Source organism: Proteus sp. GOKU (assembly GCF_015475555.1).
GTDB lineage: Bacteria > Pseudomonadota > Gammaproteobacteria > Enterobacterales > Enterobacteriaceae > Proteus > Proteus mirabilis_B.
The window spans coordinates 1,093,879-1,109,353 of record NZ_CP034105.1 but is presented as its reverse complement, the minus strand read 5'-3'; the positions used below and the strand labels follow the sequence as shown (position 1 = coordinate 1,109,353).

Genomic DNA, 15,475 nt, shown 5'->3' with positions numbered 1-15,475 from the left:
TTAATGGCAGAGACATACCCACCTTTCATTCTCTCATTTCTTCAATTATGATTATCCTTTTCTCCAGTTGCCATTTTGGCATTCTCATTTTTATATTTATTATTTTAGATAAGGAATAAACTGTGTCTTACACTAACAAGCCCGTACCTGAAGAAATTAAACGTTGGAACTGGGGTGCTTTCATGTTTAATATTATTTGGGGTTTTGGTAATAAATCCTATCTTCCATTATTAGCGCTTGTTCCTTTACTTAATCTTGTTTGGATTTTTGTCTGTGGTATTAAAGGGAATGAGTGGGCTTGGAAAAGTGGTGATTATGATTCTGTTGAAACCTTTATGAAAGTGCAAGAAACATGGAACAGAGCTGGCTTTGTTTACTTTATTATTAGTATTGTTATGGCTGTTCTTTTCTTTATTTTCTTCTTCACAACTATGATGGCGATGATTGCAACTTCTGCATCACATGGTTATTAATTCAATACATTAAGTCTTACTCTTTGAACTTACAATAAACCCCATATTATTTTTCATGGGGTTTTCTATAAAAACCTATCTATTCACCTTTATGTGACTTTTTAAAATTTTAAATTAAAGGTCCTTCTCAAGTTTATCAATAATAATAAGAAAAGATCCTTAAACTATCTGTATTAACTACTATTTTTATAAGACGTCTTCTATTTGGCATATGCCTTTAAAAAAGTGTCTACCGCATTTTTTACCCACAAATCTTGCCTTGCCATTGAAGGTGTTGGTGTGGGGTGAGTTAAATATTCCAAATGCCCTTCTCCACGTAGCATACTAGTGAAAAGCTGCGCTGCTTGGCTAGCACCGATAGCATTAATATTAATTTTTCCTGCATTCGCAGCACTGATAAAATAATCAGTGATTTTATCAATAACAGGTTTTGGTCCAGCTAAATAAAATCGGTGGCTTATTTCAGGAAAACGAGGTGCCTCAGCAACAATCAGGCGGAATAATGCAATTGATGATGGTGAAAAAACTAATTGTAAGTAAGATACGCCAAGTTGAGTAAGTGCATCTTTTATATTGCCGTCAACAATTTCCATCGTATTAAATGCATGTCCCATTATACGGCATTCTTTATCAATCACGGCTGTAAATATCGCTTCTTTACTAGGAAAACACGCATACATTGTCGCCTTTGATACCCCCGCTTTACGTTGGATCATATCTGTTGTCGCGGCACTAAAACCATGAACAAAAAATATCTCTGTAGCCGCGTTAAGTACTGCTAACTCTTTTTCATCGGCTGTAGTGATTGATTTTGGTGAAATCATATTGTCGCTCATCAATTAAAAAATCAGATAACACAAAACTAGCATATTTACAGTCTATCATCAAATAAACCGATCGGTACATTTTTTAAGGAAAATAAATAAAAATGCTTGATAATTATATTTATTGACATAGATTAATTATTAACATTACAGTACCGATCGGTTTAGTTTATTTTACGCGCCCAATTGAGTCTACGCTAGTAGCTAAAGGATCTTTATGAAACAGACTTATCCTTACCCACGTTTTTTTCAAAAAAAGCATCTCGCACTTCTTTTAGCGCTTACGCTTTTAGGGTGTGTAAATACATCTGACATTCCGACATATTCAGCTGAACATATTGATATTTCATTACTTGTACACGATGCAGATAAAAAAGGGGATACCACTTTAATAACAGAAACCATGCCAACTTTATGGTGGGAATTATTTAATGACCCTATCTTGGTCACTCTTGAATCGGAAGCAGCCAAATCAAATTTTGATTTGCAAACAGCCCTTCTTCGTGTTGAAGAAAGCAGAGCTCAACTTGGACTAGTATTTGCATCTCGCTTGCCACAACTTGATGCTTCTAGTGGATATTCTCGCCAAGCGATTAGTAAAAATGAACCTCTTTCCATACTTGGAGCCCCCTCTACTGCAAGTAACTCATGGAGTTTAGGCCTCCAAGCAAGTTGGGAATTGGATTTATGGGGATATCTTCGCCATCAAAATGAGGCTGCATTGGCTAAACTTCAGGTAACTCATTTTGGCATGATTGCGACTAAAAACTCGATTTCAGCTGAAGTTGCTCGAACTTATTTACTTGTTAGAGGAATTCAATCCCAAGAAAAAATATATAAGGAACATCGCAATATTGCACTGCGATTACTCACCATTGCTGAAGATAGGAAAAAAAATGGTGTAGCAACAATTTCTGATGTTGCATTAACTCGCGCTGAGTTAGCACAAATAGAAGCTCAATTGATGCAATTGCAACAACAACGTGACTCATCAATAAATGCATTAGCATTATTATTAGGAAAACCACCTCATAAGCTAGTTTCCTTACTTGTGCCTAAAGATTTACCTTCAATGCCAGCATTGTTACCTGTAGGCATCTCTTCTGATCTCGCTAAACAACGCCCTGATATTTTACAAGCTGAAGCAAATCTACGTGCTGCTGTTGCCGATATCGGTGCTGCTAGAGCTGATTTTTACCCTCGAATAAGCTTAACAGGCAATATTGGCTTACAAGCATTTGAATTATCAGATTTAGGTAGTTGGGATTCTCGACGCTTTTCTGTTGGACCATCACTCTATTTGCCTATTTTCCAAGGTGGTCGTTTACAGCGTAATTTAGAACTTAGTGAAGCGCGTCATCGTATTGCGGGTATTGCATATCAGCAAACTGTTTTAAAGGCTTGGCATGAAGTTGATGATGCGTTGAGCTCTTATATCACCGAAAAAAACCGTCATGAGCAACTACAACTTGCTTTTGAACAGAATAAATCCGCACTAAACATGATGGAAAATAGCTATAAACAAGGAGTAAGTGATTTTACTTCAGTACTTATCTCACAACGTTCTTTACTCTCCAGCCAATCTAATTTAGTGGATAGTGCAACGAATTCTGCTCTTTCTGTTGTTTCACTCTACCGTGCTTTAGGTGGTGGATGGTCTCCTGAATTACAGATTAATAAATAAAATATTGTGATGAAATCTCAAATAATAAGGAAAAAAATCATGAATACTACAGTGGAAGAAAAGCAAGAAAAAAGCCATTCTAATAAGAAAAGAATGCGTCGCAAAGGGCTAACAACAGCACTATTGCTCATGGTTTTGACAGCAACAACTTGGTGGATATGGTCAGAGTTTTTCTCACCAAATACGGTTGAAACAGAAAATGCCTATACAGCTGCTGAAATTGCAGATGTGACTTCATTAGTTTCAGGCCCTGTAGCACAAGTGCAAGTTCATGATACTCAGTTTGTAAAAACAGGTGATATTCTCGTTATTCTTGATAATGCCGATGCTGTATTAGCCGTCGAACAAGCACAAGCTCGTTTAGCACGCACCGAACGTTCCGTCAGACAACTGTTTGCCAATAATTTAGTATTAAAACAAAAAGTCAGTAGCCAAGCTGCAAATTTAAATGCTGCACAGGCTGATGTTACTCGAGCAAATGCAGATTTAAAACGCACCAGACTTGATCTGAATAGACAACGTAATTTGGCAAAAACAGATGCTACATCACAAGAAAAATTGACCAATGCTGAAGCCTCTTTTTCTATTGCTCAAGCAATGTACAACCAAGCTGAAGCTCGTGTTAATGTAGCAAAAGCTAATCACAATTCTGCTATCGAAGAATTAAAAACCCATGCCACATTAATTGATGGGGTAACAGTCGAAACTCATCCTGATTTGCTTGAAGCACAAACAAAACTGAAACAAGCACAATTAGATCTAAGTCGAACTATTGTTCATGCTCCTATTGATGGAATAGTCAGCCAACGAAATGTTGATATAGGACAGAAAATCCAGCCAGGTCAACGGTTAATGACCATTACACCTATTGATAAGATTTATGTTAATGCCAACTTTAAAGAAGCACAACTCTCTGAAATACGCTCAGGACAACACGTACAATTAATATCAGATTTTTATGGAAGCAAGGTGCTTTATAAAGGTACTGTTATTGGTTTATCAGGTGGTTCTGGTTCAGCTTTTGCTGCAATTCCAGCTCAAAATGCCACAGGTAACTGGATCAAAGTCGTTCAACGTGTACCAGTACGTATTGAGTTAGACAAAGAAATGTTACAAAAACATCCATTAAGAGTTGGTCTCTCAATGCATGTAACCGTTAATCTAGATCCAACATATTCAGCTCTTGATTTAAAAGAGGTAACTAAATGAATATGGAAAATAAACCACTAAAAGGTATCCCACTCATTTGGGGCACGATTGCCATTGCGCTGGCTAATTTTATGATTGTTCTTGATACCACTATCGCCAATGTGTCTATTCCCACTATTTCTGGTGACCTAGGTATTTCAACGACAGAAGGAACGTGGGTTATTACCTCTTATGCTGTTGCGGAAGCAATTACTGTACCTCTTGCGGGGTGGTTAGTTAAACGATTTGGGCAAATAAGATTATTTATTTCGTGTGTTATTATTTTTATGTTTTTTTCATTACTATGTGGCCTTTCATGGTCATTAGAAAGTCTTGTTCTATTTCGTATATTACAAGGATTGTCCGGTGGTCCATTAATTCCATTATCAGCAACTTTATTAATCTCCATTTATCCGAAAGATAAATCGACTATTGCCGTCGCATTGTGGGGAATGACAACTGTTGTCGCTCCCATTATAGGCCCTATTCTTGGTGGATGGCTTTGTGATAATTATAGTTGGCCTTGGATTTTCTATATCAATTTACCTATTGGTATTCTTATTGGGATCTCAGCTTGGATTTTATTACGCTCTCGTGAAACAGAAAAAAAACGAATTCCTATTGATATTGTAGGATTAACGCTCTTAATTATTTTTGTTAGTGCATTACAGCTAATGATAGATAAAGGAAAAGAGCTGGATTGGTTTTCCTCATCTTTTATTATCATTTGTGCCGTTATTTCTGTTATCTCCCTTATATTTTTTGTTATTTGGGAGCTCACTGATGCAAACCCTATTGTCGATCTCTCTGTTTTTAAATCAAGAAACTGGATCCTTTCAACGCTAGCAGTAAGCCTAATGTTTGGTTTATTCTTTGGTAACGTTGTCATCTCTCCTATTTGGTTACAACAACAAATGGGATACACCGCTTTTTGGGCTGGGCTTGTGATAGCACCAATGGGAATATTATCTGTTGTCACCTCCCCTATTGTAGGAAAACTTTTACAAAAATTAGATCCTAGATGGATTGTAACCTGTGGCCTGTGCATATTGGCATTATCATTTTATTTACGTGCACTTTTTACCATTGATGTAGGTTATTGGGAAATAGCACTTCCAATGTTTATTTTAGGTGCGGGTGTTCCCGCTTGCATAGTAACTTTGACCAGCCTTGGTGTGTCAGATTTACCAAGTGAAAAAGTCACTAATGGTGCAGGATTACAAAACTTTTTTAGAGTTATGTCGATGGCAATTGGGGGATCACTTTCTCAAACTTATTGGGAACATCAAGGTAAAGTCAATCGCGCAGAGCTTGTCAGCATTATTGATATTAATAATATGCCTAATTCAACAATAGATTCATCATTAAATCAGTTCTCATTATTAGTTGATCAGCAAGCGATGATGTTAGCAACTAATGATTTTTATGCTTTAGCTTGTATTTTGATGTTAATATTTGCCGTCGTTGTTTGGTTTATAAAACCAAGTAAGGCGCCTTTAAAACAAAATACGGGTCACTAAAAAATTCATTTATATTTACAATAAGCTATTTAACATGCAATTTTTCATAAGCAAAGTGCCCCTAACAATGAGTTGTTCAACTATTATTAGGGGCACTTTAGCATTTTTACTTTCAGTAATATTAGAAACGTTTTACCACAGTAAATCGATAATCACGTCCTACACCCGAAACTGATTCACCTAAATAAGGGTAATAATCTCGGTTAAATAAATTTGCGACCGTAAAACGAACTTCTGTATTATCTATAAAAGAGGGTTCCCAATTCGCAAATAAACCGTGAATTGCATAACCTTTACTTTTTGGTAGTGACCAATATCCTGCATCAGGATCGGCATCCATTGGTGAACGGCGTTGAGCACCAATAAAATCACCTGTCCATCCCATATTGACATTAATACTGGGTACTTTTACGCCAAGAGTGGCATGTAAAGCGTCAGGTTGTATCTCAGCAATCCATGTTTTTTGGCCAAACCACGGGTCACGCGGTGATTGGTCACGTTTTCCTTTCATTGTTGAATATGCTAAACGGCCGAATACATTAGGGCTATTATAAAAGGCTTCGATTTCCAGCCCTTGGATATGGTAGCCCGGTAAATTACGGTAATTACCAATCGAAGGTGGACAATTTCCATTATGTCCATCCACCTTTTGACTTTCACAATAGACACCACGGCGACGGAAAATTTCGTCTTTACCACGAGTATCAAACAGTGTTGTTCTTAATTGCAGTTGGTCTTCTTGCTGAATAACACTTTCAAAATCCGCAATTGCACCAATTCGTGCAGCCCTTACAGTTTCTTTGTCTAGATGACGACTCGTTCCTGTTAAGCTAGAAATACTTCCTTGTACTTCATACTGCTCATCAATCAATGGAGCGCGCCATGTATAGGTTAAATCACCAAAGAATCTGAAATTCTGATTCATTTTCCATAATAAACCTAAATGAGGTGTTGCCCCGCTATAAGTCACATCAGAGTAATCATGACCATAATAGGGATCTGGATCTTGATAGGTAATAGCCCGACTTCCCTTGCCTTGATTTTTAACGATATCGTAGCGAACGCCCGGCGTTATCGTCAGATTTCTATAACTCATCGAATCTTGAAGATAAAAACTGGTTGTCGTTTGCGTACCTTCTGGCATATAAGGAGGCGCATAATATCCATAGTTATAATTTGGATTTTTAGCTTTATCGCGAGTAAACATTAAGACATCACGATCATTACGATGCCAACGTGTTCCTACTAATACCTTATGCTCTAAAGCACCTTGCATAACGGTACTTTCATTTTTAATTTCAATTTGATGATTTCGATAATCTACCCAACTTTGATTGCCCATACTGCCACTAAAATAGGAGCTTGCGGTCTCTGGACGACTATCATTTTGTTTGGTTTTTGAATAACCGTAGGTAAACGTTAGATTAATTAAATCAGAATCAACTGGCTGAATATTCCATTTCACACTGAAGGTGTCATCTTTTTGATCACGATAAACTAATTTGCGTTTCATCGCTGCATCAAAACCATATTTATCCACTTCAGCTTGGCTAGGTTTAGCCAATTCATCACGTTTAGCCGCCCAAGGCGTCCAACCGTCACTTTCTGATCGTGATGCCGATAACGTTAATGTTTGTGCTTCGGTTAAATAGATATTAGTTTTAATTAAAAAAGAATCTTGATCTGATTGTGAATAGCCAAATTTAGTCCCATCAGGGCGACGCAGATCGTCACTTTCACGACGGTTAAAATAGAACAATCCGTCTGCTTGCCCATCCAGTAATTTACCGTATACCGCACCACTATAACGGTTTTGTCTATCGTTGGTATGGTGACCATATTTTAAAAACATCCCAATATTCTGATCGGGTAGTAATAAGTCATCGGGATCTTTGGTTTCAATTCTCACCGAACCACCAAAACCGCCATTTCCTTGAGTAATATTATGAGGCCCTTTATCAACATCTATACGACGGATTAATTCAGGATCAATAAAAATTGAACCTTGGCGATATTTCTCAAAGGTTTTAGGCGTACCATCAAGGGTAATTTTAATATCTTCAGGATTGCCCATCCCCCAGATATTTAATGTTTGACCGCCCGGTCTTGGTGAACCCGATGATGAAATTCCGGGTAATTTATCCACCAGCTCTGCAATATTATTAGGCTGAATTCTATCGATATCTTTTAACGTCAGAACGGTACTTCCCGCATCAACACTTGAGTTGAGTTCACCTGATACATAGATAGGTTCAATAATAATCTTTTCGCGTGATTTGGGTTGTGCAGGACTTTCCGACTTTGTGGATGTCGTTATTTCTGGTTTTACACTTTCAGTTGCATAGCTATTTAACGAAGTGAGTGAAGTCAATAATAATGCTATCGCTGATGACGAAAATGAAAATATCCCAATTCCCTGACGATAAGCATCATTTTTTGCTAAGAAATGGATCATAATAGTAGTATCTTTTTGTATGGTTATTAGTTTGATAGATGATTAGAGCTGTACCTAACAGCGCTAATTATGATAATGATAATAATTATCATTATCTAGTTTTTTTGCACTAATCACTCAATACAGATAACTACACTATTGATACTTTCTTGTTAGATTTAAATTTTATCTAAAATAATATTTATAATAAATTAAACTAATTTCATTAGTTATTATAAGGTATTTAATAGCTCTTATTTTCATTTCCTCCCATTAATTCTCTAATTATAATTACGTACATATTACTAAAGAAAATTTAATCATTTTTAAAATAAAGAGAATAAAACAGACACAGAACAGTCTGATAATTAGAATTTTGCATATCTTATTTTCTCTTTATTTTGAGAGCTAAATAATTATTAACTCAAGTAAATTTTAAGTCTTAGTTTTATGTTTAAATCGTAAATAAATTAAAGCATTGAAATAAAGATATTCAATAAGATAAAAATCAGCTAATAATAAAATTATGATTATGAGGTAATATACGCACTTTTGAACACAAGGATGCGTCATGACAATTTATGACCTAAAACCTAAATTCCAAGCTCTATTACTCCCTTATGTAGAACAGTTATTCACAAAAGGGATCACAGCAAATCAGGTCACGCTTTTTGCCTTACTGTTATCCATTACTGTTGGTGGGTTACTTTTGCTCTATCCTTACCCTCATTTATTTTTATTGCTCCCTTTTGTTCTCTTTTTTCGTATGGCACTTAATGCCATAGATGGCATGCTTGCACGAGAACATAATCAAAAAAGTGCGCTTGGAGCGATATTAAATGAAGCCAGCGATGTTATTTCAGACATTGCACTCTATCTACCCTTTGCTTTTATTTTTCCACAAGCCTATTGGTGGATCATGCTGGCACTCTTTTTAATGATAATGACTGAGTTCTTAGGTGTGCTTGCCCAAACTATACATGCTTCTCGTCGTTATGATGGCCCGATGGGAAAAAGTGATAGAGCCTTTATTTTCGGTGCAATCGCCTTTTTTATCGGATTATTCCCCTCACTGACATTATCAGAAAACACGCATTATCTTTTTATTATTATTAATTTATTACTTTTGTTGACTTGTTATCACCGAATTCATCGCGCACTAAAAGAAGCAACGATGACAGATAAAGATAAGGATACATCGTTATGAATCAACAACCGCAATATCAAACTCAAAGGAATATGATTGAGTCTGAATTTACCACCAGCGATAAAACACCTTTGTATTATCGCCATTGGCCTGCTCAAATTACCACTGAACCAAAAGCAATTATTTTATTTCACCGAGGTCATGAACACTCAGGTCGTGTTTCTCATCTAGTGGATGAGTTAGATCTTCCTGATTTTTCAATGTTTGCTTGGGATGCTCGTGGACATGGTAAAAATGAAGGCGCTCGCGGTTATAGCCCATCAATGGGAACTTCAATAAAAGATATAGACGAATTCGTTCATTACGTTTCATCCAACTATAATATTCCAATGGAGAATATTCTGGTTGTTGGCCAAAGTGTAGGTGCCGTTTTAGTTACCGGTTGGGTACATGATTATGCCCCTAAGATCCGCGGCATGGTGTTGGCTTCTCCTGCATTTAAAGTGAAGTTATATGTTCCTTTTGCACGCACAGGCCTTGCCCTAATGCAAAAAGTTCGCGGGCTTTTTTATGTTAATTCATACGTGAAAGCCAAATACTTAACCCATGATCAAAGTCGCATCGACTCTTTTAATCAAGACTCGCTGATCACTCGCCCTATTGCCGTCAATATTTTATTAGAGCTTTATAAAACGGCTGATCGTGTTGTTGAAGATGCAAGTGCAATTACTTTACCAACACAGTTATTTATTTCAGGCAATGATCATGTGGTTCACGCCAAGCCTCAACACCTTTTCTATGAACGTTTAAATACATCTATCAAAGAAAAGCATGTCTTACCGGGCTTTTACCACGATACTTTAGGTGAGAAAGACAGAGTTATTCCTATCAATAAAATGCGCAGTTTTATTGAAACCTTATTTGCACAACCACTTTATCAACATGATTACCAATATGAAGATACTTGGAGTCATAGTGCAGATGTTTATCGCGCATTACAAACGCCACTTCCTAAATATTGTCCAAAAAGACTTTATTACAAAGTACTTAGTCGCTCTATGAGCACTTTAGGTAAAGCATCTGAAGGTGTTACTCTGGGTTATGATAAAGGTTTTGATTCCGGATCGACGCTGGATTATGTCTACCGTAATCAGCCTCAAGGGAAAGGATTATTTGGTCGTATTGTCGATAGACAATATTTAAATAGCATTGGTTGGCAAGGTATTCGCCAACGTAAAATCAATATTGAAAATACAATCCGCTACGCAATTCGCCAATTAATACAAAATAATATGCCGGTGCATATTATGGATATCGCAGCAGGACAAGGGCGCTATCTTTTTGATGCAATTAACGATTATGGTAAGGTCGATTCAATTTTAATGCGTGATTATAGCGCCATTAACGTTGAACAAGGCAACATTGCGATTAAAGAGCGCCACTTAGAAGACAAAGTACGTTTTGAAGAAGGTAACGCCTTTGATGCAGAAAGCTTGAGTGCTGTTTCTCCGTCACCAACTTTAGGTATTGTCAGCGGACTTTATGAATTATTCCCTGAAAATCATCTGCTAAAAGAGTCTTTAAAAGGACTATCGCAAGCCATCCCAAGTGGCGGTTTATTAATTTATACCTGCCAACCTTGGCACCCTCAGCTTGAAATGATTGCGCGTGTATTACCTAGTCACCAAAACGGACAACCTTGGATCATGCGTTGCCGTAGTCAAGGTGAAATGGATGCTTTAGTCAATGAAGCAGGTTTTGAAAAGTTAGATCAACAAATTGATCATTGGGGTATTTTTAGTGTATCGATAGCAAAACGTCGCTAACGGAATGCGCCATAAATAATCAAACTATCGCTATATAGCAACACATAGCGATAGTTTTAAGTCATTGTAAAAATATAAATATAAACAAAGAAAGGAATTTCAGTATGGGTGGAACCCAACACACTCAAATAACATCATCAAGAAAAAGTATCTGGCTTGCTGGTATTGTATGGCTGTTGTTTCTTGCCCCATTTTTCTATTTAACTTATATGCAAGTTAACACTTATACTTCCACTTTATCTGATGTTCCTTCTTTTGTTTATTCATGGGAAAAAGCGATCCCCTTTTTACCGTGGACAATCATTCCTTATTGGAGTGTGAATATTGCCTATGGTATTTCACTGATTATTTGTACAACGTTAAGAGAACAATTTATACATGGACTACGTTTAATTGTTGCCTCTCTTATTGCTTGTACTGGTTTTTTATTATTCCCTTTAAAATTTAGTTTTATTCGCCCAAAAACAGAAGGGTTTTCTGGTTGGTTATTTACCCAATTAGAAGGTTTCGATTTACCTTATAACCAAGCGCCTTCTTTGCACATAATCTTATTGTGGATACTTTGGTTACGTTTTCGCGCACATACTCCAAAATCATGGCAATGGTTTTTAAATTTATGGTCATTGCTTATTGCTGTTTCTGTACTGACAACGTGGCAACATCACTTTATTGATATTATTACAGGCTTTGGTGTCGGCGTATTTATCTGTTATTTATTACCAATAAGCTCGCGTTGGAAATGGCATTTTACAGGCAATAAACGCAGTTTACGTATTGGTAAAAACTACGCGTTATCAGCAATAGTGTTTTATCTGTTATCTTTTGGCTTACAAGGTTTCTTTTGGATTTTTCTCTGGCCTGCCATCACATTAACTTTTGTGACTTTAGGTTATTTAGGGGCAGGAGCTTCTATTTTTCAAAAAAATGCACAAGGTGAAATCCCCCTTTCTGCACAGATAATCCTATTACCTTATCGCTTTTTTGCTTGGTGTACTTATCGCTATTATTTAACGCGTTGCCAAACACCCAGTTTAGTGGCTGAAGGTATTTTATTAGGCGGGCGCCCTCTTTATAAATTAAAAGCGAACGCCGTCTTTGATTTAACCTGTGAGTGGCCAAGAAACAAATTTAGCCAAAATCAGCTTTATTTAGCGCAACCTCAAATCGATTTATTACCATTATCTCCTGATGATATCAGCAAAGCCATGTTGTCTATGGAACAGCTTAGCCAAGTAGGAACTGTTTATATTCATTGCAAATTAGGCTATTCGCGCAGTGCAACCATTGCAGTTGCATGGCTAGTTTACAGTGGCACAGTAGATACTTTGGAAGACGCAATAAAACAGGTTTATCAAGCACGCCCTCAAGTGATTTTAAATCCAGAAACACAAGAGGCATTACAAATTTGGTATTCGCATTTCCAACAAAATAGATGACGAGATAATGATGCTGACAACAAAAACCAGCGGTAAAGTAATTGTGTCTTTAACTCAAAGTTGGCGCTATTTACTGCTTTTATCACTGTTACCTTATATAAGCACATGGCCTGTGTTTAGCCTTCATTTTCATAATAAACTGGCATTCTTCGTAGCTTCTCTTTTATTTTTATTTACGCAATATCACCTTTTTCGTTTATGGCTTGATAGCCATTTTTTTCAGACACTTTATCGCTATCAAGATGATGTTAGTTTTGATGAAAGCCTCTCTACGTTATTTCCTAAACGCCCCAAAAAACAGACAATGGAAGCTCGCTGGCTAGGAACTAAGCGTCTATTTTCTTTTGCCGTGATTGGCGTTTCAGTTCAATGGATATGGTGTTTAGCTATGCTCTTTTTTACGCTTTTTAGTTATTAACAAGCTAAAGCTAAAGTTAATGTTTATTTATCATATAAAACAATATGTTATAAGAATAAAATCTAAGGATTTATATCAAATTAATTGAACATCTCTATCACAGTAATTCTTTTCTCAAAAAAATGACTCATGTTACTATCATTTACCTTATAAATGATTTGTTATGAGTATTATGGAAAACACCGCACCACAAACATCGCTAAGCAAAGGTCTTATTCTACTAATGGCGGTTGCCACAGGTATGGTTGTTGCCAGTAACTACTACGCACAACCCCTACTAGATTCAATCGCAAACTACTTCCACATATCTGCGACGTTGGCTGGATTTATTGTTACCACTGCGCAATTAAGTTATGCCGTAGGGTTAATGTTATTAGTGCCTCTTGGCGATATTTTTGAACGTCGCTCACTGATTATTACCATGACATTAATTTCAGCGAGTGGCCTATTAATTACCGCTATGGCATCCAATATTTGGGTAATGTTAATAGGAACGGCGCTCTCAGGGATGTTCTCCGTTGTGGCTCAAATTCTTGTTCCTTTTGCTGCAACCCTTGCCGCACCTCATCAACGAGGCAAAGCAGTCGGCACGATTATGAGTGGTCTTTTACTCGGAATTTTACTGGCAAGAACTGCATCTGGGTTAATGGCGTCATTTACTAATTGGCAGGGTATTTTCTGGGTAGCAAGTATTTTTCTGGCGATTTTAGCTATCACTTTATGGCGCTGTTTACCTACTTATAAAAGTGAAACAGACTTAAATTATTTTCAATTGCTAGGTTCTATTTTCAAATTATTTGCAACAACTCCTGTCTTAAGAACTCGCTCATTAGTTGGTGCACTTATTTTTGCTCACTTTGGTTTATTGTGGACCTCAATGGCTTTTTTATTGGCTTCTGATCCTTTTAATTATTCTGACGCTGTTATTGGTTTATTTGGTCTTGTGGGTGCCGCAGGTGCATTAATGGCGGGTAAAGCTGGCGTATTAGTGGATAAAGGAAAAGGCAAGAAAACCACCACTGTAGGATTAATCATCCTCTTTCTTTCTTGGGGTTTTATCATTATTGCGCCTTATTATCACTGGATTGGACTCATCAGCTTTATTATTGGCGTTGTCCTGCTAGACTTAGCTGTTCAGGGTGTTCATGTCACCAATCAGAGCACCATATACCGTATTTTACCTGATGCTAGAAACCGCCTAACTGCCGCTTATATGACAAGCTATTTTATTGGTGGTGCATTAGGATCTTTACTATCAGGCTATGCTTATCATCAATATGGATGGACTGGTGTTTCCATCGCTGGATTAGTCATCGGCGTTATCGGTCTTATTGTTTGGTTTTTAGGTTATAAAAATGATCCAATAATCCACGCTGAATAATTTTTAGACCCAAGGATGGGTTACATTATTTCTTCAATCCCACTCTAATCAGAATAAAATGTGAATGTTTTAACAGCGTGATTACTATTAATGTATATCATCATCCCATTCTTTATTAAGAAAATTATATCAATCTCACCAATAAAGCACTATATAGATAATTTCACTTCGGTATTATCCACATAACAACCATTGGTAGTGATAATAAATTTATTACGTGTTTTATCGTAAAAAATGATCCCTTTTTTCGCAAATAGACTACTATTCATTGTCAGATAAGTGATAAATTGATTTTATTAACTTATTGCAAAGAGATAAGTACCTATCCTTTTTTTTGTGTTATCATTCAAAAAATTTATGAATCAGGTAACATAATCAAAAAAACATAGTGACTATAAATAATAAAAATTGCTAAATTGTGTGTTTAATATACCATTTAACATGTTGATAACAGCATTATCCTAATTTTCGAAACTAACAAGGTGTCTAAAAATGGAAAGCTCATTTACGCCAACAGAAGAATTACTAAACACTCGCGCTACACAACAGAAATCGCTTAACAAAGATATTCCTTATCAAGAAATTTTGTTAACTCGCCTTTCTATGCATGTTCAAAGCAAACTTCTTGAAAGTCGTAATAATATGTTGAAGTCTCAGGGTATTAACGAGACATTATTTATGGCACTAATGATTTTAGATACGACAGAAAATCGTAGTATTCAACCATCAGAATTAAGTGCAGCTTTAGGCTCTTCAAGAACAAACGCAACACGTATTGCTGATGAGCTTGAAAAGCAAGGTTGGATTGAACGTCGTGAAAGTCATAATGACCGCCGTTGTTTACATCTCCATTTAACTGATGCAGGTGAAGAGTTTTTAAATAGCTTATTACCACCGCAACATCAGTGTTTAAAACAAATCTGGTCTGTATTAGATCAATCAGAACAAAGACAGCTTGAAACGCTAATGCGTAAGTTATTATTACAATTAGATACTTTGGCTGAAAAAGGTTGTGAATAAGTAGCATAATAAATAGTTTTATTGATCTAATCCTATTTACGCCATAAATCGGCAAACATACTTACCCATTAGCATTTATAATTTACCTTCACGCTAATAATTATTCTAAGATTGACTTTATAAT

Annotated in this window: 12 protein-coding genes; 10 read left to right on the top strand and 2 right to left on the bottom strand. The window is 36.5% G+C overall.

The features are described from left to right. Positions 1-122 precede the first annotated feature (122 nt). On the top strand, positions 123-473 hold the full coding sequence (locus tag EHE21_RS05075) for a ribonuclease G (protein ID WP_088493467.1): 351 nt from the start codon (positions 123-125) through the stop codon (positions 471-473). A gap of 200 nt (positions 474-673) precedes the next feature. On the opposite strand, the gene EHE21_RS05070 is transcribed toward EHE21_RS05075, so the two are convergent. Then, positions 674-1,297, bottom strand: a complete 624-nt coding sequence (locus EHE21_RS05070; RefSeq protein ID WP_194952024.1) for a TetR/AcrR family transcriptional regulator — start codon at positions 1,295-1,297, stop codon at positions 674-676. Positions 1,298-1,514: 217 nt separating this feature from the next. On the opposite strand from EHE21_RS05070, the gene EHE21_RS05065 reads away from it, so the two are divergent. From EHE21_RS05065 to EHE21_RS05055, 3 genes are read left to right on the top strand one after another with little or no spacing between them, the layout of a single operon-like run. After that, a complete protein-coding gene (locus tag EHE21_RS05065; RefSeq protein WP_194952023.1) occupies positions 1,515-2,981 on the top strand; it encodes an efflux transporter outer membrane subunit in 1,467 nt (488 codons plus the stop codon). Between the two features lie 39 nt (positions 2,982-3,020). Then, positions 3,021-4,190: an HlyD family secretion protein gene (locus EHE21_RS05060; RefSeq protein ID WP_194952022.1), complete on the top strand. Its 1,170-nt coding sequence runs from the start codon at positions 3,021-3,023 to the stop codon at positions 4,188-4,190. Beyond that, complete coding sequence (locus tag EHE21_RS05055; protein WP_194952021.1) at positions 4,187-5,689, top strand: DHA2 family efflux MFS transporter permease subunit; 1,503 nt, start codon at positions 4,187-4,189, stop codon at positions 5,687-5,689. Before EHE21_RS05060 ends, EHE21_RS05055 begins: the two co-directional genes overlap by 4 nt. 121 nt (positions 5,690-5,810) lie before the next feature. Here the strand turns inward: EHE21_RS05055 and EHE21_RS05050 are convergent, their stop codons facing one another. After that, entirely contained in the window at positions 5,811-8,144 is a 2,334-nt protein-coding gene (locus EHE21_RS05050; protein ID WP_194952020.1) for a TonB-dependent hemoglobin/transferrin/lactoferrin family receptor, read from the bottom strand. A gap of 550 nt (positions 8,145-8,694) precedes the next feature. Here EHE21_RS05050 and EHE21_RS05045 point away from each other — a divergent pair. The 6 genes from EHE21_RS05045 to mprA all read left to right on the top strand — a co-directional run bounded on the left by EHE21_RS05045 (position 8,695) and on the right by mprA (position 15,351). After that, the gene (locus EHE21_RS05045) at positions 8,695-9,330 is read left to right on the top strand and encodes a CDP-alcohol phosphatidyltransferase family protein (RefSeq protein WP_194952019.1); all 636 of its coding nucleotides are present in this window, start codon (positions 8,695-8,697) and stop codon (positions 9,328-9,330) included. Next, on the top strand, positions 9,327-11,096 hold the full coding sequence (locus EHE21_RS05040) for a bifunctional alpha/beta hydrolase/class I SAM-dependent methyltransferase (protein ID WP_194952018.1): 1,770 nt from the start codon (positions 9,327-9,329) through the stop codon (positions 11,094-11,096). The genes EHE21_RS05045 and EHE21_RS05040 overlap by 4 nt, the downstream gene beginning before the upstream one ends. 104 nt (positions 11,097-11,200) lie before the next feature. Further along, positions 11,201-12,532, top strand: coding sequence for a phosphatase PAP2/dual specificity phosphatase family protein (locus EHE21_RS05035; RefSeq protein WP_194952017.1), 1,332 nt, complete (start codon positions 11,201-11,203; stop codon positions 12,530-12,532). A 7-nt stretch (positions 12,533-12,539) separates the two neighbouring features. Continuing rightward, positions 12,540-12,950, top strand: coding sequence for a hypothetical protein (locus tag EHE21_RS05030; protein ID WP_194952016.1), 411 nt, complete (start codon positions 12,540-12,542; stop codon positions 12,948-12,950). A 172-nt stretch (positions 12,951-13,122) separates the two neighbouring features. After that, positions 13,123-14,331, top strand: coding sequence for an MFS transporter (locus EHE21_RS05025; RefSeq protein WP_194952015.1), 1,209 nt, complete (start codon positions 13,123-13,125; stop codon positions 14,329-14,331). 492 nt (positions 14,332-14,823) lie between these two features. Further along, positions 14,824-15,351 (top strand): transcriptional repressor MprA, encoded by a 528-nt coding sequence (mprA, locus tag EHE21_RS05020; RefSeq protein ID WP_023581117.1) that lies wholly within the window; start codon positions 14,824-14,826, stop codon positions 15,349-15,351. Positions 15,352-15,475: the final 124 nt, after the last annotated feature.